This is a genomic window from Nocardia sp. NPDC023852, assembly GCF_040639505.1.
Lineage (GTDB): Bacteria > Actinomycetota > Actinomycetes > Mycobacteriales > Mycobacteriaceae > Nocardia.
In genome coordinates this window covers 516,229-535,613 of record NZ_JBFAAB010000002.1, presented here as the reverse complement: position 1 = coordinate 535,613, position 19,385 = coordinate 516,229, and the positions used below count along the sequence as shown (strand labels likewise).

18 protein-coding genes and 4 pseudogenes are annotated in these 19,385 nt (G+C 64.8%); 9 read left to right on the top strand and 13 right to left on the bottom strand.

All coding sequences use genetic code 11. From position 1 onward, the window contains the following. Positions 1–140: 140 nt before the first annotated feature. The 5 genes from AB0H00_RS06210 to AB0H00_RS06190 form a co-directional block, all read right to left on the bottom strand. Positions 141–899 carry an SDR family oxidoreductase gene (locus AB0H00_RS06210; RefSeq protein ID WP_357261593.1) on the bottom strand — a complete coding sequence of 253 codons (759 nt, stop codon included), beginning with the start codon at positions 897–899 and terminating at the stop codon, positions 141–143. Positions 900–1,160: 261 nt separating this feature from the next. Beyond that, positions 1,161–1,592, bottom strand: a complete 432-nt coding sequence (locus tag AB0H00_RS06205; RefSeq protein ID WP_357261590.1) for a DUF4189 domain-containing protein — start codon at positions 1,590–1,592, stop codon at positions 1,161–1,163. A gap of 108 nt (positions 1,593–1,700) precedes the next feature. Then, positions 1,701–2,585, bottom strand: coding sequence for a metal ABC transporter permease (locus tag AB0H00_RS06200; RefSeq protein WP_357261587.1), 885 nt, complete (start codon positions 2,583–2,585; stop codon positions 1,701–1,703). A 5-nt stretch (positions 2,586–2,590) separates the two neighbouring features. Beyond that, positions 2,591–3,325 carry a metal ABC transporter ATP-binding protein gene (locus AB0H00_RS06195; protein ID WP_357261584.1) on the bottom strand — a complete coding sequence of 245 codons (735 nt, stop codon included), beginning with the start codon at positions 3,323–3,325 and terminating at the stop codon, positions 2,591–2,593. Beyond that, positions 3,322–4,266 (bottom strand): metal ABC transporter substrate-binding protein, encoded by a 945-nt coding sequence (locus tag AB0H00_RS06190; protein WP_357261581.1) that lies wholly within the window; start codon positions 4,264–4,266, stop codon positions 3,322–3,324. The genes AB0H00_RS06195 and AB0H00_RS06190 overlap by 4 nt, the downstream gene beginning before the upstream one ends. Before the next feature lie 157 nt (positions 4,267–4,423). Here AB0H00_RS06190 and AB0H00_RS06185 point away from each other — a divergent pair. Continuing rightward, a pseudogene (locus AB0H00_RS06185) lies at positions 4,424–4,534 on the top strand (antibiotic biosynthesis monooxygenase); the annotation flags it as partial. Between the two features lie 153 nt (positions 4,535–4,687). Here the strand turns inward: AB0H00_RS06185 and AB0H00_RS06180 are convergent. The 6 genes and pseudogenes from AB0H00_RS06180 to AB0H00_RS06155 form a co-directional block, all read right to left on the bottom strand. Beyond that, positions 4,688–5,572: a hypothetical protein gene (locus AB0H00_RS06180; RefSeq protein ID WP_357261578.1), complete on the bottom strand. Its 885-nt coding sequence runs from the start codon at positions 5,570–5,572 to the stop codon at positions 4,688–4,690. 21 nt (positions 5,573–5,593) lie between these two features. Next, entirely contained in the window at positions 5,594–6,739 is a 1,146-nt protein-coding gene (locus AB0H00_RS06175) for a peptidogalycan biosysnthesis protein (RefSeq protein WP_357261575.1), read from the bottom strand. A 625-nt stretch (positions 6,740–7,364) separates the two neighbouring features. Further along, positions 7,365–7,496, bottom strand: a pseudogene (locus tag AB0H00_RS06170) (FAD-dependent oxidoreductase); the annotation flags it as partial. 41 nt (positions 7,497–7,537) lie between these two features. Further along, positions 7,538–7,630: pseudogene (locus tag AB0H00_RS06165) on the bottom strand (hypothetical protein); the annotation flags it as partial. A 49-nt stretch (positions 7,631–7,679) separates the two neighbouring features. Beyond that, a complete protein-coding gene (locus AB0H00_RS06160; RefSeq protein WP_357261572.1) occupies positions 7,680–8,552 on the bottom strand; it encodes a class II glutamine amidotransferase in 873 nt (290 codons plus the stop codon). 155 nt (positions 8,553–8,707) lie between these two features. Then, positions 8,708–9,384 (bottom strand): annotated as a pseudogene (locus tag AB0H00_RS06155) (aldo/keto reductase); the annotation flags it as partial. Positions 9,385–9,497: 113 nt separating this feature from the next. Between AB0H00_RS06155 and AB0H00_RS06150 the strand changes: the two are divergent. Beyond that, positions 9,498–9,995: a MarR family transcriptional regulator gene (locus tag AB0H00_RS06150; RefSeq protein WP_357261570.1), complete on the top strand. Its 498-nt coding sequence runs from the start codon at positions 9,498–9,500 to the stop codon at positions 9,993–9,995. Positions 9,996–10,134: 139 nt separating this feature from the next. Here the strand turns inward: AB0H00_RS06150 and AB0H00_RS06145 are convergent, their stop codons facing one another. After that, complete coding sequence (locus AB0H00_RS06145) at positions 10,135–11,412, bottom strand: MFS transporter (RefSeq protein ID WP_357261567.1); 1,278 nt, start codon at positions 11,410–11,412, stop codon at positions 10,135–10,137. Positions 11,413–12,045: 633 nt separating this feature from the next. Between AB0H00_RS06145 and AB0H00_RS06140 the strand changes: the two genes are divergently transcribed. The 7 genes from AB0H00_RS06140 (at position 12,046) to AB0H00_RS06110 (ending at position 18,817) form a co-directional block, all read left to right on the top strand. Beyond that, on the top strand, positions 12,046–13,086 hold the full coding sequence (locus AB0H00_RS06140) for a LacI family DNA-binding transcriptional regulator (protein ID WP_357261565.1): 1,041 nt from the start codon (positions 12,046–12,048) through the stop codon (positions 13,084–13,086). A gap of 371 nt (positions 13,087–13,457) precedes the next feature. Further along, entirely contained in the window at positions 13,458–14,624 is a 1,167-nt protein-coding gene (locus tag AB0H00_RS06135; protein ID WP_357261562.1) for an acyl-CoA dehydrogenase family protein, read from the top strand. Positions 14,625–14,751: 127 nt separating this feature from the next. Continuing rightward, positions 14,752–15,249 (top strand): flavin reductase family protein, encoded by a 498-nt coding sequence (locus tag AB0H00_RS06130; protein WP_357261559.1) that lies wholly within the window; start codon positions 14,752–14,754, stop codon positions 15,247–15,249. A 166-nt stretch (positions 15,250–15,415) separates the two neighbouring features. Then, positions 15,416–16,405 (top strand): VOC family protein, encoded by a 990-nt coding sequence (locus tag AB0H00_RS06125; RefSeq protein WP_357261556.1) that lies wholly within the window; start codon positions 15,416–15,418, stop codon positions 16,403–16,405. 26 nt (positions 16,406–16,431) lie between these two features. Beyond that, complete coding sequence (locus AB0H00_RS06120; protein ID WP_357261553.1) at positions 16,432–16,971, top strand: carboxymuconolactone decarboxylase family protein; 540 nt, start codon at positions 16,432–16,434, stop codon at positions 16,969–16,971. Between the two features lie 80 nt (positions 16,972–17,051). Continuing rightward, positions 17,052–18,158: an alcohol dehydrogenase catalytic domain-containing protein gene (locus AB0H00_RS06115; protein WP_357261551.1), complete on the top strand. Its 1,107-nt coding sequence runs from the start codon at positions 17,052–17,054 to the stop codon at positions 18,156–18,158. A gap of 86 nt (positions 18,159–18,244) precedes the next feature. After that, positions 18,245–18,817, top strand: coding sequence for an NAD(P)H-dependent oxidoreductase (locus AB0H00_RS06110; protein ID WP_357261548.1), 573 nt, complete (start codon positions 18,245–18,247; stop codon positions 18,815–18,817). Between the two features lie 106 nt (positions 18,818–18,923). Here the strand turns inward: AB0H00_RS06110 and AB0H00_RS06105 are convergent, their stop codons facing one another. Further along, positions 18,924–19,241 (bottom strand): cupin domain-containing protein, encoded by a 318-nt coding sequence (locus AB0H00_RS06105; RefSeq protein WP_357261545.1) that lies wholly within the window; start codon positions 19,239–19,241, stop codon positions 18,924–18,926. Positions 19,242–19,385 lie beyond the last annotated feature (144 nt).

The window sequence follows — 19,385 nt, the reverse complement described above, 5'->3', positions numbered from 1 at the left end:
CGATCTCACCCGAGATGTCGGGCCCGTGGCCGATACCGGCGACCCGATGCCCCCAGGGCCTATCGGCGGCGAGAAGGTGGCGTCGGCACCGAGTGGTGCACCGGATGGGTCATCACCACCGCCGGGGCCGCGGCCTCGACTCAGCCCGCCGACCAGCCGCCGTCGACCGGGACGATCGCGCCATTCACATTGGACGCGGCGTCGGAGGCCAGGAAGACGGCGACGGCGGCCATCTGGTCGGGCTGGGCGATGCTCTGGTTGAGCGAGATGATCGGCTGCAGCCGGGCTACGCCCGCCGGGTCGAAGTTCGCCGCTTCGGCGGCCACGCCGGTGAGGGTGGGGCCCGGCAGGATCGCGTTGCAGCGGATGCCTTCGTTGGCGTAGGCCCACGCCACATTCTTGGTGATGCCGACGATGCCATGTTTGGAAGCGGTGTAGGCGATCCCCGCGGCACCGCCGCGGATACCGGCCTCGGAGGCGGTGTTGACGATCACGCCGCTACCTTTGGCGAGCATATGCGGCACGACCGCATGGGTGACCAGGAAGGTTCCGGTCAGATTGATACGCAACACCCGGTCCCACACCTCGATCGGAGTGTCGGCTGGCAGCGCCATAGTGTCGAGCACACCGGCGTTGTTGCACAGCACGTCGATGCGGCCGAAGATGTCGAGCGTACGCCGTACCAGGTCGTTGACGGATGCCTGTTCCGAGATGTCGACGCGAACGGCGATGGCCGCGTCGCCGATCTCGGCGGCGGCCTTCTCGGCATTGCCCAGGTCGATGTCGGCGACCACCACGCGCGCTCCGGTGGCGGCGAAGTCCTGGGCCATCGCGCGCCCGATGCCGGACCCGGCCCCGGTAATCAATGCGACTCGACTGCCGCTGTCCGTGCTGCTCATGGCGAGCCTTTCGATTCGGGTCATCTGACACAAACGTGCGGACCACTCCTAACCGGACAATAATGTCCGGTTTTACGACAGCCTGCGCGACAGGTCACGCCGAGTCAACTGCGACGGCCAGAAGGCCCCATCGAAGGAGTCCGGCACTATCGCACCGATGCGGAACTGCGACGCACCTGGCGGGCCCGAAAAGTTTTGCGCCGCTGAGCGATCAGGGAACGCGTGGCCCAGCGGTGGTCCCGGACACCGGTTTCCGGACCGTTACCCGGCTGTCGCCGTGCAGGCCGTCAGGCGGACACTCGCGGCGCGGGGCACCGCGCTGCCCAGGTCCGGGAAGGGTGGGGCACTGGGGCCGAGGACCTCGATGGCGCGGCGTTCAGCTTCCGCGCGGGTAGCGGCCCAGGCCCAGCCGAAGCGGCCGTCGGCGCCCCTGACCACCGACCCGCAGGCGTTCCAGAATTGCACGACCGCCCGACAGTCGCGGATACCGCACTGGGCGCGCGCCGCGTTTTCCGCCGCCGCGGCGTCCGGATAGTTCACCGCCGACGCGACGGCTCCGGTACTCGACGACAGAGCAAGCGCGCCATAGTAATTCCCGGCCGCATGCGCTTCCCCCGCGACGCTCCCGGCCAAGGCGCAGGTGGCAGCGGACGCCACCACGACGCCGAGGGCAGCCTTGCGCGGCAATGACATGCGTTCTCCCCGTGTCGAACCGACTCCGGGCTCAGATGATCGTCCAGCTCACCCGATTTGTCCAACTATCGGCGGTTCGACCAAGGCCGCGCGAGCCCGGGTTCACATTCATCCGCGAGTAACGGCCGCTGCACGGGCTCGGCGCCGGCGGGCGGCGGCGACGCGGCGACCGATCACACCGTGATGTGGTGCGAACAAGTAGACGACAGTGAACGCAACCCCTTGCGCGACCACAACCATGGCGCCCGAGGCGGTGTCGAGGTGATAGCTCAGGTACAGGCCCACCACCGCACAGCACACCGATACGGTGGGGGCGATCACCAGCATGCGGCTGAATCGGTCGGTGAGCAGGTATGCGGTCGCGCCAGGGATGATCAGCATGGCGACCACGAGGACGACACCGACGGCCTGCAACGCCACCACGGAGGTCAGCGCGAGTAGGCCGAGCAATGCGGTGCCGAGCAATCGAGGGTTGAGCCCGATCGCGTGAGCGTGGGTGGGGTCGAAGGCATAGAGGGTGAAGTCGCGGCGTTTGAGCGCCAGCGCGGCGAGGGTGACCACAGCCAGAACGACGATCTGGATCACGTCGGCACGACTGACGCCGAGCAGGTTGCCGAAGACGATGTGGTTGAGGTCTGTCTGACTCGGCGTCACGGACACCAGCACCAACCCGAACGCGAACAACGTGGTGAACACGATGCCGATTGCCGCGTCCTCCTTGACCCGGCTGGTATCGCGGACCACCCCGATCAGCGCAACCGCCAGGAAACCGAAAACTATCGCGCCCACCGCGAACGGCACCCCGAGGATGTACGCGAGCACGACCCCCGGCAGGACCGCGTGGGAGACGGCGTCGCCCATCAGTGACCAGCCGATCAGCACCAGCCAGCAGGACAGGACCGCGCATACGGTGGCGGCCGTCACGGTGGTGATCAGCGCCCGCACCATGAACTCGTAACTCAATGGAGTTATGAAGAATTCGGTCAGGTTCATCTGTCTCACATCCGGTTCATGACGTCGAGACCGAAGGCCCTGGCCATGTTCTCCGGCTGGAGCACGAAGTCGGGGTCGCCGTGTTCGAGGACACTGTGCATGAGCAGCACCGCCTCGTCGGCCAGACCCGGCAGCGCGTGCAAATCATGAGTGGACACCAGGATCGTGGCCCCGCCGTCTGCGAGTTCGCGCAGCAGTGTGGTGATAGTGGCCTCCGAGCGCTTGTCGACGCCGGCGAACGGCTCGTCGAGGAGCAGGATCGTCGCACCTTGCGCGAGGCCACGAGCCACGAAGGCTCGCTTCCTCTGGCCGCCGGACAGTTGCCCGATCTGCCGGTCGGCGAGGTCTGCGAGCTCCACTCGCTCCAAAGCCGCGGCAACCGCCGCGCGGTCGCCGCGACGGGGGCGGCGGGTGAAGCCCATCTGCCCGTAGCGGCCGGTCATCACGACGTCATAGACCGAGAGTGGGAAACTCCAGTCGACATCCTCGGCTTGCGGCACGTAGCCGAGGGCGCCCGCGCGACGGGCCTCGAGCGGCGCCCTACCGTTGATCAGCACGCTCCCCCGGTCGGGCTTGACCAGGCCCATGACGGTCTTGAACAAGGTTGATTTGCCGGATCCGTTCATCCCGATCAAGCCGCAGACCCGCCCTTGTGCCAAGGTCAGGTCGACCCGATCCAGCGCGAGGACGTCACCGTAGTGGACGGTGACATCGCGAACCTCGAGGGCGGGCGTGTTCACCGGCGTGTGCCTGTCAGCGCTGAACCGATGGTGCCGGCGTCGTGCCGGATCAGTGCCAGGTACGTGGGTACCGGACCGTCGGCCTCAGAGAGCGAATCGACATACAGCACACCGCCGAATGTGGTGCCGGTGGCTTCGACCACTCGCTGCATCGGGGCATCGGACACGGTGGATTCACAGAATACAGCGGGCACCCTGTGCTGGCGGACGAAGTCGATCGCCGAGGCGATCTGCTGCGGCGTGGCCTGCTGCTCGGCATTGACCGCCCAGATGTACTTCTCGCTCAGACCGGCGTCGCGTGCCAGGTAGGAGAATGCGCCCTCGCAGGACACCAAAGCGCGCTGATCCGGCGGCAGCGCATTGAGCGTCCCGACCAACTCGTCGTGCTCTTTGCGCAGCTCGGTCTTGTAGGTTTCGCCGTTGGCCCGGAAGTCGGCGGCGTGAGCTGGATCGAGTTCGCCGAACGCACGCACCATGTTGTCGACATAGATCAGCACGTTCAGCGGCGACATCCACGCATGCGGATTCGGCTTCCCCCGGTAGGCGTCCTCGCCGATGGCGATCGGCGCGACCCCCTCGCTGACCACAACGTGCGGCACCTTCACGTCAGATACGAACTGAGCGAACCACGCCTCCAGGTTCATGCCGTTGTCCAGAATCAGGTCGGCCTTCGATGCCTTCTTGATGTCGCCAGGAGTCGGCTCGTAGCCGTGGATCTCCGCGCCCGCCTTGGTGATCGACTCGACCGCCAAGTGCTCGCCGGCCACGTTCTGCGCGATATCGGCCAACACTGTGAACGTGGTCAACACCACCGGCCGACCATCCCCGCCTGCGCTGCCACCGCTACAAGAGGTCAAGGCAAAGCTCAAAGCACACGCGGTAACTGCTGCGGAGAACAGGCGTACCCGACGAGAAAACATGCGTTGGAGTCCAACCTTCATCAACGGACGATTTCGTATAGCCTAACTTATGAGTTAGCGCTGCGAAACTATCGCGGAGACGGTCCGGGCGCCACCGATCCACGGGACCACCGACCGAAGCGTACGTTCATCGCTCCCCCTTCAGGCCGACAAGTGAACCGGCTCGGTCGAACGGTCAAAAGCCGCGATGGACCAACTACCGCAGGCACTTCGGTCGACGCCGAAGATCATCAGCCAGACCATCGACGACACCAACTGGTCCGACATGGGTGAGATGACTGTCGGATAAGCCGGCGGAACCGATCCTTCCGACGCAGCTCGACTTTGCGATTTCCGGTCCCCGCGACTGCTTCGATTGCTCACATTCGATGATCGGCCCCTGCCCGGATGGAATGCGCATCATCGTGCCCCGTCCGGCCGATCGGTCGTGTTGTCGAGGCCCTCATCGGTCGATGGCGGCGACGGAGACTTCGATTCTGGTGTCGTGCTTGTCCTCGGTCCAGCGTTGTGCGTCGTAAAGCCACCACCGGTCGATATCGAGGCGATAAAACCGGCGGGGACCATCGGCGCGGAATTCGTCGAGCGGCAGCATCCACTCGGCACGGATCCCGGGATCGGGGAAGTTCGATTCGTAGTAGTGGTCGTAGTAGGCGGGCAGTTCCTCGGCGGTGACTTCGTGGCACTCGCCGGTGAACTGGGCACCGTCGATCGGTATGCCCGACGGGGCATCGGAGCCGGTCAGCCCGGTCCGGAAAATCGAGCCCGCGACCAGCGGCCAATTGGCGATATTCATCGAATGCCGGGCGTCACGCAGCGAATACCACAGCAGCCGCAGCGGCTGGTTCAGCACGACGTAGTTGACGGTGGACGACCAAGGACCGACAGGTCCACTGGTGGCGAGGGTGACGAATCGAGCTCGATCGAGCAGGACACGGCTGCGCAGCGCGAGAGCCGCCACGTCCGATCCTCGTCCGGGTTGCTCGGGTGTGGGTAGCGGGATGGGAATGATCGGGTCGGTGAGGATCCGGGCGTCGAGGATTTCGTACCACTCGTCCTGATCGGTCCGCCGTTTCTCCCATTCCGGATCCCTGGACCGAGCGCTGATTTCGCGACGGTAGCGGCCCCATTCGGCTTCGTCGGCGAAAGTGACGTGATGCTCGAGGCAATGCACATCGTCACCGACGGTCACCGTGTACCACCGGGTGCCGAGCACCATGTCCAGGTCGGCATAGAACCAGAGCTGGCGGTCTGCGATCCACTGCCAGAACGCTGCCAGATCTGCGCGGGCCTTTACGGTCGGTCGAAACCGGTAGACCAGGTGCAGCATTCAGCGGGCCTTTCGTTCGGATCAGGACAGAAAATCGAGCCAGTCGCGGCTCAGCGAGGACAAGTACTTGGGAAATCGGTCACGGTAACCGCGCGCTAGGTCCCTGTTGTGCACACGGACGCGTTCGACGTGAAGTTCATCATTGTCGAGCAGCACCACAGCCGCGAGCGGTTCCACCGTCGCACCACGGCGGATCTTCGCTTCCAGTGACGACGTCGACAGGAAAAGCCGAGGTAGCCCGTTATGTGCGGCGTAGTCGATAGGGGCATAACAGGTGGTGACAAAATACGGGTACCCGTCTCTGCTCACCGCATCGTCCGCGCCGAAATACCGGCCGTGCAGGCTGTCGCCATGCCGGTAACATACGGCAACGGTGGCCAGCCTGCCATTTCGATGACACAGCAAGACTTTTGCGTGGTCGAGTAGGCCTACTCGGCGCTGGGCGGCAAAGACACGCAACATCCACACAACACCTTGGCCATTGCCGTATCTGCGGCGCGTAGCTGCGATCAGCGGTGCGATCGCGGCCTCGATCTCGGGTGTGAGATCGACCCATTCCAGGGTGAAGCCGGCGGCGGTGAAGTCCCGGAGTTCTCGGCGTCGTCGCTTGCGGTTGTGTCCGCCCGCATGCGCGACAAGGTCCGCGGTTCCGTGTGGGGGCACCGCGACCGTAGCCTCGGCGGAATGCAGTAGCACGTGCGCGGCGGGATGCGCGCGCCCGAGTTCTCTTGCGGCACTCACCGGGAGGTACGGCATCACCACCCCGGCCCGTCCGTTCTCGCGGGCGTAATGGAGTGAACCGGCGAGCAGGTGAGACAACGTCGCCGACCGTTGCGGCCCAGCCGTGCAGATCAGGCCATTACGCACCGACCGACGGGCGCCGAGCCAGACGAACGGGTGCTGCCACGGGCCCGAAAGCTCCGGGAAGAATTCCGGTAAATAAAACAGCCCGGGCATCGGCTCGCCCTCCCAGAGGGCCGTCGCACCAGTGACCCGGCTACCGATGCTGACCGTGAGGACCGGACGCCGGCCTGCCGCCTCATCGAGATGGCGCAGCCAGGCGTGGCTACAGAACAGATCGCCCGGCGGAACAAGGCCATCCCATTCGATCGCGCTGATCGCGTCTACGGCTTCGACCCGGCGCGTTTCGATGGATGTGCACAGCATAGTTCTTCCCGAGCTACTAGCAGATACCGCGATCGTAGGACATCCGACCCGCCGATGCTGGGTGGGCTGACCAGCACTCGTTCCATCATTTGGACATTCACCCCTTCCACCGCCCTGGGTTCCTTCACACGGTTCGAATTGTCCAGTCAATATTCGGCATCCTGAACCGGCGACTTCCGCCTCTCGTCGGCGGTGTCGTCGGGATCGTGCCCAACCTCGCGGGACAACACGATCACCGGAACTCTCCCAGCGGCCGTGAACCGATCCCGATGCGCCGCAACGTATATGGACTCGGACGCTTGCGCCCCACCACCACCACGTCGTGGTGTTCATCGACCTCGATCAGTTCACGCAATGCAGGTAGAAATGCCTCCGGTAGTACGGGGCCCGTACGGGACGACCACGCAGCGCATCACCGATAGTCGGGCACTTTCTCCGCGGCCTCGGATGCCATGATGCGTTCCCTACCCGCCATGGATTCCAGCAGCGGTAGGCGGGTGATCGTGTTGCGCACCGCCATGCCGATTCTCGACTTCGGTACCATCAACCGTAGATCGGGGCCGAGCTTTTGTTTGCGGTCGACGAGGGTACGGCTGATCTGCTCGTAGCGGCGGAATCCGATGTGGTGGTCGCCGCCGGAGGCCGCGTGCTCGCCGGCGAGGCGGTAGGCACCGATCAACGCCAGTTCGGCACCGGCGCCCGAGGCCGGGGCTGCGCAGTACGCGGCATCGCCGACCAGTGCAACCCTGCCCGCCGAATCAGCGTGCCGGCGCCCACACCGGCGCGGTCGGCGGCCTCCTTCATCGATACATCGAGGCCTTTGTCCCGGAATAGAACCAAGGCTGCCGCGACGATCTGGTGACGGTTGCCATGAACATCCGGGGACGGCACCGGCCGCCGGATCCCCCTCCGAGCGTGTGTACCTGCCTCGAGCCCGCGATTACCGAGCCGACGCCGGGTGCTGTGACGCCGCAGCGGTCGGGCTGAGGTCGGCACGCGTGAGCTGGTGTCGTGGCGGCTCGGGCAACACCACGCGCTCAGTGAGCATCAGGTCGGCATCAACGTGCACCAGTGTGCCCGGAACGAGGAGTCGCCACTGCGGATCATCGTCTATCGGCTCACTCGCAAACACGATGGATGGTTGTCTATCGAGATGCTCCGACCGCGCGTGAATGCGCCAGGTCTGGAGATCGAAGTCCGCTGACTCGACCGGCTTGCGCCGATCGAGCAAGTACAGCTCATGGGGCTCTGGATATCGCAGCGCCCAAAGATCCGTCGCAGTGCTCAGCAACAGATTGACGGCATAGATCGGCACGTTCACCGCCAGCCAGTTCATTGCGTCCAGCAGACCCGCCTCGACATCGCCCCCAGTTGCCCTGATCGAGGAAGTGACCAACGCGAATACCCGCTCACTGTCGGTCTGCCCCAGCACTAGATCGGCGACGCGCAGCTCCGCGAGCCGTGCGTCGAGCACGTCCAGCCCGCCGACTACGCCGTTGTGCGCGAAGATCCGGTGGTCCTGCAAAAACGGGTGTGTGTTGCGAACATCGAGCGCACCGGTGGACGCGTACCGAACGTGGGCGATGAACGTCGTCCCCGTCATTTCGTGGGCTTCGCAGGCGAATGCGGTGTCCTCCCACGCCGCGATCGGCTGCTTGCTCACCACCGGCTTGCCGTCACCGTTGAACACACCCAGGCCTGTGCCGTCGGGATTCCGCGTGCTTTGGACGGACAGATTGTCGGGCGCGTCCAGCAGCCAGAACGTCGCCGTCACCACGGCACGTCCCGCGTGCAAGCCGAACAGGCGGCACATGCTGCCTACCGTACGCCCTGAGAGCGCTCTACTGCGGATTCCTGCCACTACCTCTGGGTGCGAAGGGGACTCGAAGGTCCGGTCCCCGAGCTCGCACGTGCAGATCCACGTCGGTGGGGCCCCACCCGCGTTGTCGCGCAGACGGACAACCTCGGCTATCCGCGCTCGATCATCCGCATCTGTTGCTCGTTGTGGTGGTCGCCCGCAGGTGGTGTGAGGTTGTTGAGCTTGTCGATCTGTTCGCCGGTCAGCTCGATGCTGTCGGCGGCGGTGTTCTCCTCGACGCGGGCGACTCGTTTGGTGCCGGGGATCGGGGCGATCTCGTCGCCTTGTGCCAGCAGCCAGGCCAGCGCGACCTGCGCGGTTGTGGCGCCCACTTCGGCGGAGACGGCTGCGACTTGGTCGGCGATGCGCAAGTTCTGCTGAAAGTTCTCGCCGGTGAAACGTGGGTTGGTGGCGCGGAAGTCGGTGGGGTCGAACTGTTCGGTCGAGCGGATCGTCCCGGTGAGAAAGCCGTGGCCCAACGGGGAGTAGGGCACGGAGCCGATGCGCAGCTCGCGCAACAGCGGCAACACCTCGGGCTCAGGATCCCGGGTCCACAAGGAATATTCCGACTGCAGGGCAGTGATCGGGGGCACGGCGTGTGCGCGGCGGATCGTCGTCACACCGCCTCGGAAAGACCGATGTGGCGGATCTTGCCCTCGCTGACCAGGTCAGCCAGAGTGCCCACGGTGTCTTCGATGGGGGTTTCGGGGTCAACCCGGTGCTGGTAGTACAGGTCGATATGGTCGGTGCCCAGCCGCCGTAGGGAGCCTTCGACCACGGTGCGAATGGTGAGCGAAAAGCACGGCGATCGTGGTGCTACTCGCGGTCAGCAGCCGCACACTTCCCCGCTTCACGACCGGCTAGCTATTGAGAAATAACTATGAATTGTTAAGTAGTACGATGAGAGCCGTGGGAGATGATCAAGCTGGGCATGGTCGGCGGCGCGCCTCGAACGCCTCCGACGACCTGTGGGCCGACTTCGCCGACCTGGTGCTCATCATCTCCCGGGAGATCCAGTTCCGTGGCTACTCCAGCAAGGAGGCCGTGTCACTCTCGCCGTCCGAAGGGATCGTGATGCGCTATTTGCATCGCCACCCGGGCGCGATACCGAGCCGGATCGCGCACGCGTCCGGGTTGCAGCGCAGCAACCTCAGCACGGTACTCCGCGGCTTGGAGGACAAAGGGGTCATCGAGCGCCGCAGCAGTGCGGAGGACGGTCGCGAGGTGAAGATCTATCCGACTGCCCGCGGAACGAGCAACTATGCATTGGTCCGCGCCGAGTGGGCCGGACTTGTCTCCGCGGCGGCCGGGGATGCCGCGGACCTCGGCTCGGCCGTGGCGCTGCTGCGCAGGGTCGAGGCCGGGCTCGTCGGGCACCGGAAAGGCGACGCTCCCTGATCCGCCCTGGAACGTCGAGCCGGAACGGCCTACCGACAAAGAAGGCGCCGGCGAGCACCTCCCAGCGGGTCCGACACCGACCGACTGATAGGAGCGCTCTCGCCGACATGATCGGCGAGGGCGCTCCCGCCTCAGACATTCAGTGCGAACGTTGCCGGACCGCGTTGTTGAACTGAGCGGTCCGGACGAACGCCAACGCGAGGACAGCGATCAGCGGCAGCACCGTGACCTGCCACATACCCGCCTGGCGCCAGCCGAAGGCAGCTACGAGAGCGGTGAAGAGCAGACCGGAGAACGCGGCGAGCAGGTAGTAGCTGGTGACGAACAGTCCGGCACCGAGGCCGACCTGATTCGGCCGTACCGCCCGCTGCATCGCACTGCTGCTATTGGGGAACACGAAACCGGTACCGACGCCCATCAGGAATGCGAACACGCACTGCCAGCCGAGCGCGCCCTGCACCTGATAGATGAGAATGCCGACCACCGAGATCCCGAGGTAGCTGCCGATCAGGAGGTTGCGCTGATCGACCCGGTCGCCGAGCCAACCACCCAGCAAACCCGCGACCCCACCGAAGCCGACGAAGCTCAGGGCCAGCGCGGAATCGGCCCTTGTGTAGTGCAGCTGGTTGATCAGGAACGTCGGGTAGAGACCGAGAACTCCATAGATCACCACGCCACCGATCGCCGTGCTGATCGCCAACGCGATGGAGTTGCGGTTGTACGGAGACGCGGGCATGTAATCGAAGGTCGCGGTGCTGACCGTCGCTTCGACGACTCGCTCGGTCATCCGGCGGCTGACGGCGAACACAGCGATCAGTGCTGCGACCAGACCGAACGAACCGAATACGACGAAGGGCGCCCGCCAGGTGTCATAAGTTGTCGCCAGATGGACACCGACGAGCGGGCCGAGGAAATTCCCGACCCCGAATGCGACGCCGAGTGCACCGAAAGCGAGACCGCGCCTGTGGTTGAAGAACGCACCTACCGCCGCGAATAGCGCCGCTGACTGCATGCCCTCGCCGAAGCCCGAGAAGATTCGGTATGCCGACATATCGACCCAGTCGGACGCCAGTGTCGTGGCCAACGTGCCGAGCGAGTAGATCACGATGCTGACCACCAAAACGGTCTTGCGGGAAAAGCGGTCGACCAGATATCCGGCCGGCAGTCCGGCCAATGCCATGCCCAATGTGAAACCGGTGGCGAGCAACCCGCTTTCCTGCAGCCCGAACCCGTACTCCGAGCGAATGGTCGGCAACAGCGGGGCGAACACCTGCCGGTCCATGGCGTTGATCATGTACGACACCGCCATCACAAGGAACCCCGTCACGACGACACGTTTGGGCACCGAGGCATGGCGGAGTCCCGCCATTGCACGAACGGGAATGTTGCCTGCGTCAGCGGGCGCTGCGTTGATCATTGAGACTCCTGCAGAAAGGCCGCGGTAGCGCCGCGGTAGACCCTGATGGATTGCGAGAACGACCGACGAACTGCGCACGGCAACCCGGTTGCAACCGGATAGGCGGTGGTTCGCTGGGAAGAATGACGGGCCGCGTCGCTGCCAACGGTCCGCCACACAGTCGTGGATGGCAGCCAGCATCAACTGTTGCGCGCGTCACGTCAAGAGCTGACGGCGAATTATTTCGGCGGCCTGCAGAAACACCTCCCGGACACACGTGGCCAGCGATTCGCCCGTCAGGGATCACTTGATTCGACAAATGTTCGTGCTATCGTTAGCACTCGCTGCATAGTCATCCTCGTCGAGACCGGGAGGTGCGAATCAGGACGCACAGAAGCCGCGTGGGGTTCCAGCGCGTCCCGGCCGACGCACCAAGTCGCACGGCCGTGAAAATCGGCGCACTGGCCACCGAGAGTTCCCTTGTCCCCCTTGACAACCCGCACTTCGATGCGGTGTTCCCGGTCGAAAATTTCGCGATTGCACCATAAAGAACGGGTTCGGGCGGGCAGTGCACTTCCCGCGCCTCCCGCGCCAGATATTGTGCGATCGCTAGCATAAGATCTTCCGCACAAACTTCGGAGGATCGGGCAGCCAGTGATCACCACCAGAGATATCGCCGAACACTTGCAGCTCTCCGTGTCGACGGTGGGGCGAGCACTGGCCGACGACCATCGCATCAGCGAGCAAACCAAATTCCGGGTCCGACAGGCCGCCGCCGAGATGGGATATGTGGCGAACCGGGCCGCGCGAATGATGCGCGGCGCCGCCAGCAACGTGGTCGGCCTGGTGATTCCCGATATCCGGAACAGTTTCTACTCAACCATCGCCCATGAGCTGTCCAAAGACATGGAGACGCAGGGCTTCCAGCTCATACTGTCGGAAACAGATGACGACCGAATGGTGGAGTTGCGTCACCTGCGTGAGCTTTCCGCGAGTCGAGTGGCCGGCATCATCATCGTGCCGACCGCACGCCCGCACGGTGAATCAGGCAAGCTGCTCCAGGCCATTCCCCATGTGCAGCTGCTGCGTAAGCATTCGTCGCTCGGGTCACAGTGGTTCGGCGTGGACGACTTCGAGGCCCTGCGGCAGGCCACCACTCATCTCGTCGAACAAGGACACACCCGGATCGGCTATGTCGGCGGCTCAGCTGAACTGCCCACCGGCGCGGAGCGCCTGAAAGGCTTTCGCAGCGCGCTCTCCGAAGGCAACCTGCCGAGCCGAGCCAGTCGTATAGAACTGGGTCCGCCGTCCTCCGTCGAGCACGGGCGACAAGCGGTGCGCCGACTACTGACGGGGCGGTCGGCGCCGACCGCGATCGCGCTCGGATCGATCCAGCTCACGCTCGGCACCTTGGAAGAACTCCACCGAATGGGCGTACGCGTGCCTGGAGATCTGTCCGTCGTCGGCTTCGGCGACGAGCCGGGTTTTTCCTGGTGGGGACCGGGTCTCACGACGATAGGCCTGCCTATCCAGGCGGTGGCCGCGGGCTGCGGGCTGTGGCTCATGCGCCGATTGAGCACCAAGCCGGACGATGACACTCCGTACACCTCGGTGTCGCCCGGGGCACTGATCGTGCGGGGCAGTACCGCGCCTCCCGCAAATGTGCGCCGACCGGTGCGTCGGAAGGGCAGCTGATAGCCCCGCCACACCGCGGTTGGGCGGCGGCCCTATCACCGCTGAGCGTGCCCCGAGCCCTAGCGTTGAACGACAATCCCCCAGGGGCACGGACAACGATTCCGAGCGTCCTGCAGCAGCTTTACCTCTTGACGCTATAGCGGCATAGTTATATGGTCAGCATCACTATTGAGGGGATCTACGCCCCAGACCGATGCAATAAACGTCCGCAAGCCTCCTGTTGCCAGGTACGCCGCGATCACTAGAAATACTCCACCCCAGACACGAAGCAGCCGAAGGCCGAAGCGTCGTCTGAGTGCTATCGATAGCACGGCAAAGAAGGCCGGTCGCCATCGAGTCGATGGCCGGTAGACCTAGCAAAGGAGCTAGTAATGACCACAGTGTTGGACCACATCCCACCGCGCGGAACTGACGACAACGTGCTCGGCCGCGTCCGCGCACTCGTTCCCGAGATCATGGCGCGCGCTGCCGAAGGTGAGGCCGCCCGGGCAGTGCCCCAGGAAATCGTCAGCGCTCTGCGTGCGGCCGGTGTGTTCCGGATGGCCTTGCCCAAGGCGTGGGGCGGCGAGCAGTTCGGCCTGACGGAAAGCGCGGAGGTGGTGCGCGAGGTAGCCCGGGCGGACGGCTCGACTGGCTGGACCGTTCAGGTGGCTTCGATGGCCTGGGCTTTCATCCGGGGGCTGCCCCGGGAAACGCTCGAAAACAAGGTGTTCGCCAACGGCGCCGACTTGATGCTCCGTGGCGCGGTAGCTCCGAAGGGTCGAGCGACGCCGGTAGCGGGAGGTTATCGCATCAGTGGACGCTGGCCGCTGGCCAGCGGACCGTTTACGCCGGACTGGATGCTAGCCGGTTTCCTGACCGAGGGTTCGGCCCCATTGCCGGACGGCCGCCCGGATATCCGGGTTGCACTGATCCGTCCCGACCAGGTCACGTTCCTCGACACGTGGGATGCGGTGGGCCTGCGCGCTACGCAGAGCAATGACTTCACAATGGACGATGTTTTCGTGCCCGAGCAAGACACGGGCCCGCTGTTCGGCGAGAACAACATCCCCGCCCCTCTCTACGGCCTGCCGTACTCCCCCACCGGCGCGTCGCACGACGCGGTCATCATCGGCGCGCTGGACGGCGCGCTCGACGACCTCGCGGAGCTTGCCGCAAGCAAACGGCCCGCGTTCAACCCGAGGGTGCTGCTCGGCGAGAACCCTGTCTTCCAGGAGAACTTCGCTGAGCTACAGCTGCGCGCGGCGGCACTGGCTGCCCTGTCGCAGCGGACCACTGAGGGCGTCATGAAACGGGCACTCGCGGGAGAGACGCCCACCCGGTTCGAGTGGTTGAGCTATACGGGCAGCACCCAGCACATTCACCACGAAGGCATTCGGATCCTCAACGAGATCATGACGCTGTCGGGCAGTTCGGGTCTCTACGGCGCGAGTGCGCTCCAGCGTCGCTGGCGCGACATTCGCTGCGTCTCCCAGCACGTAGTCGGTAATAACGGCGCCATACGGGCGTTCGGCGCGTTCCTGTCGGGGCAAAGCTGACCCATCTCCTACACCTGAAATAAGAGGCAGCAATGCACACGCTTCGCCGCACATTGACCTGCTCAACCGGAATTCGCGGCAAAGGGCGGCATCAACCGACACGCCGGGGCCGGGGAGAGGGGCCGCGATGAACCTACTTGACAAGACACCGATGGATTCTGTTCTCCTCCGCCGGGCTTTCGCCTGCTTCCCGTCCGGGGTGACAGCTGTTTGTGGGCTCGATTGCGGTGCGCCGCTGGGCATGGCCGCGAGCACGTTCACCCCGGTCTCCATGGCGCCCTCCTTGGTATCGATATGCGTGCAGGACACTTCGAGGACATGGCCGACCATGCGCACATTGCCGCGCCTGGGCGTGAGCGTGCTCGCCGAGGGGCAGGACGCGGCCTGCCGGTCACTGGCCGGTAAGCAGGAGGACCGCTTCACCAACGTCGACTGGGTAGCCGATGGCCGCGGCAGCGTGTACATCCACGGTGCCAGCCTTTGGCTCGACTGCTCGATACACACCGAACTCCCGGGAGGCGACCACACGATCGTCCTGCTACGGATCCATGGCCTGAAAGTCGAACCCGACCGAGCGCCGCTGGTATTCCACGGCAGCCGGTTCCGGCGCCTGGCAGCCTCATAACCCGGCCGGGCAAGGACTCGAACGCGTACGGAACCGCTCTTGCTTTTAGGTTATGTGTCTATAATTATAGAATTATAATCATTCGGGTTCTCCCTGCGAACTGTCCGACGTCAAGCGGAAACCGCCCGAAATACCGATTGGAGTACCACGCCCGATGTTGCCCCCCGTGAACCTCCGGCCGCCGTTCAACATCAGCCGGTCGAGCCATATCCGATTGACCGTCACCGATCTCGCCGAGAGCCGGAACTTCTATGTGAACGTGCTCGGCCTCGTCGTCACCGAAGAAAATAGTTCCGTCTGTTACTTGCGCGGTTTGCAGGAGGCGTGTCACCACAGTCTGGTACTCGAGCAGGCGCCGGATGGCGGCACTTGCCGCAGGATCGGATTCCGGGTGTTCTTCGATGAAGATCTCGACGTCGCCTACGACTACTTCCGCGAGCGGGAACTTCCGGCCGAATGGGTCGCCGCGCCACATCAGGGCCGGACTCTGCACGTCAGCGATCCCGTCGGGACGCCGCTGGAGCTATGCGCGACCATGGAGACGCGACCGCGGATGCACATCCAGTTCGAGGCATTCAAGGGCGCACACGCCCAGCGGCTCGATCACTACCAGATCCTCGCTCCGGATACCTACCAGCTGTGCGCCTTCTACAGCGCACTCGGGTTCCGGAACTCGGAATACCTCACCCACGGCGCAACCCTCCTCGGTGCGTTCATGTACCGGAAGGGCACCTGCCTCGATCTTGCCATCGTCACCGGCGAGGGCCCCCGGATGCATCACTTCGCCTACACCGTCTCCGAAAGCCGCGACATCTTCACCGCGTGCGACTTCGCCGGCAACCTCGGCTACGGCGACTCGGTGGAACGCGGCCCTGGCCGGCATGGGCCGGGCGGCATGCTCTTCGTCTACCTCCGCGACCCCGACGGACATCGGGTCGAGGTGTTCAACAGCCACTACCAGACCATCGATATCGAGACCGTGCCGGTGCGGTGGGACGCGGCCGCACTCAGCACCAACGCCCGGTGGGGTCTTCCCGCACTCGAGCGGTGGTACTTCGAGGCGTCGGCATTCGACGACGTCGTACAGAAGGCGCCCGAAACCCAGCAGAACCCGATGACACTCGAACGATTCCTGCTCGAGCAACGCGCGAACTGACCTAGCGCAGATCCAGGAGAACCACCATGGCAAGAGTCCCCTACCTCTCCCGCACGGACGCCACCGCAGACACCGAAGCACTGTGGGATCGCCTCGAGGCGGAACGAAAGGTGCCGACCGCCAACATCTTTGCTGCCCTGGCGAACGCACCCGCACTGCTCGACGCGTTCCTGTCCTACGCCAACGCGCTCAGGGACGGCTCGGAACTGAGCCCGAAACTCCGCGAGCTCGCAATCCTGACAGTCGGCCATGCCACCCGATCGCGGTACGAGATCGCGCACCACCAGTCCCATGCCAACAAGGCCGGTGTCACGCCGGCGCAGTTGGCCGCCGTCGCCGACTTCGAGAACTCCGACCTCTTCGACGAGGCCGAACGGGCCGTGATGCGGCTCGCCGAAGAGTCCACCGCGGCAGTGGACGTCACCGACAAGCGTTGGGCCGAAGCCTCGGCGCACCTCAGCGACAAGCAGATGATCGAGCTCGCGCTGACCATCGCCTGGTACAACTCCGGCGTCCGCATCATGGGAATGCTCGACATCGACCTCGAGGACAGCTACCAGGGGTAGGACAACCGTCCACTTCGCCACGATCTTTACCGGGCCGACCGGCCCACCTTCCCAGAGTCAGAAAAGAAGGAGCACCACCAATGGCGTTGATGCGCGCGGCCCGGCTGCATGCGATCGGCGAGCCGATGTCGATCGATGAGATCGAAGTGCCGAAACCCCGACCAACAGACGTTCTCGTGCGGGTGGAGGCCTGCGGGATCGTTCCGAATATGGCCAACGTGATCAGCAACTGGCCCACTTGGTTTCCCCAGCAGCCGCTAGCCGCATTCCCCGCGATCTTCGGACTGGACGCCGCAGGAATCGTCGAGGAAGTCGGCGAGGCGGTGATCAGGACCAGGCCAGGCGACCGGGTGTACGTCAACCCCCTGCGCTCATGCGGGAGCTGCTACTCCTGCCGAGGCGGTCAGCTCAGCCGGTGCCGCTACTTCACCCTGAACGGCTACTTCAGCACGTCACCCGATGGGCAGAAAATCTTCGACCTCTACCCTTACGGGGGTTTCGCCGAATACATGACCGCGCCTCAGCAATCGCTGGTGAAGCTGCCGGACAACATCTCCTTCGAGCAGGCGGGTCGGCTCGGCTACATCGGAACGTCCTACGGCGCCCTTCGCATGGCCGATGCGGGACCCGGCATGGTGGGCCTTATCGATGGAGTCACCGGAACGCTGGGCGTTGCGGCGACAGTGCTTTCACTGGTCCTAGGGGTAGCGAAAGTGCTCGGCACCGGGCGAGACAAGGAACTGCTGCACCGGGTCAAGTCGTTGGCGCCGGACCGGATCGAGATTCTCGAACTCGGCGACAAACCCTCAGGCGAGTGGGCGAAAGCACTGACCGACGGCGAAGGCGCCGACTTCGTGATCAGCGCGCTCGGCGCCCGGGCGTCGGCGGAAACGATGCTGGATTCGATTCAGGGTGTCCGCCGTGGCGGGAAAGTCGTCAACGTCGGCGGGGTGGCCGACCGGGTACCGGTGGACATGAAGTGGCTGATGGACGAGCAGGTGCAGCTCATCGGCTCGAACTGGTTCAGCACCGCGCAGGGCCAAGAACTGGCGCACATGGTCGAGACCGGCACGCTCGACCTCTCCTATCTCGAACACGAGCGGTTTCCCCTGACCGAGGTCAACCACGCGATCTCCGGGCTGAAGGACCGCCGCGGCGGTTTCAGCAATTACGTCGTCATTCCCTGAACAAGCCGTGGTCAGGAGGCCGGGCCGAACTCGGACATGGCCTCTCGCCGCGGGATTTCGCCGCAATGTCAAACGAAGGTCTAGCCATGCCAGCAACACTGCAAGTCGTCATCGCGAGCACGCGGCCGGGACGCGCCGGCAAACCGATCGGGGACTGGTTCGCCCAGCAATGCCGCCTGGACGGGCGCTTCACGATCGAGGTCACCGACCTCGCCGAACTTGCCCTGCCCATGATGGACGAACCGCATAATCCCCGAGCGCGGAACTACGTCCACGAACACACGCGCTCGTGGAGCAGCACCGTCGACGCGTGCGACGCCGTGGTGTTCGTGATGCCTGAGTACAACCATGGCTTTCCCGCTCCGCTGAAGAACGCGCTCGACTACCTGCATGACGAGTGGGCGTTCAAGCCGGCCGGATTCGTCAGCTACGGGGGACTCTCCGGCGGGATGCGAGCCGTCCAGTTGCTCAAACCCGTCCTGACCGCCCTTCGGATGCTGCCGCTGACCGATCAGGTCGCACTGTCGAACTTCGCGCAGTACCTCGTGGACGGCGTGTTCGACCCGGGGAAGCCGGCCGCCGCGGCGTGCACGGCGCTCCTCGACGAGCTCTCCCGCACCACCGTCGCGCTCGCGCGCCTGCGCCCGCCGGTCGCATAGTGGCCGGTTCGGAAACTTCTCGTTGCCTGATCACAGGGCCGGGAGGCCACTTCCGGGCTTCCGGAAAGCGCTCTCTCCGTTGGTAGAGAGCGCTCTTCGCCGGGGGTCAGTCGCCGATCCCGGTGAGGACGAAAGCGACTGTCGCCGGCCGGTCCGTCTTGTTCCGCCACGCGTGCCTACCGGCAATCTGGACGATCGTGTCGCCGCGGGTGAGCCGGGTCCGCGTGCCGTCGTCCAGTTCGAGCCAGATCTCGCCGTCGAGCACCACACCGTAGTCGAGGCTCGGCGTGCGGTGCATGCCCGGCACGGCGGGATCCGAGGCCTCGGCGATGTCCGGTGCGTAGGTGGCGAACTCGGCGCCGGCACGCGCGGCGTCGAAGCGCGGGTCGGCGACCACCGAATCGGGCGCATACTGCACGATCACGAAGCTCGCTCCCCCAGGGCCGGGAACGACCGGACCTGTGTTGCTTGTCGGCTCGCTCCCGGGAGGTGTCGTCGCCGGAGACCCGGCGGTGAACCAGACGCGGGCTTGCGCCTGACCGGGCATGGACTCGAAGTCGTGGCTGTT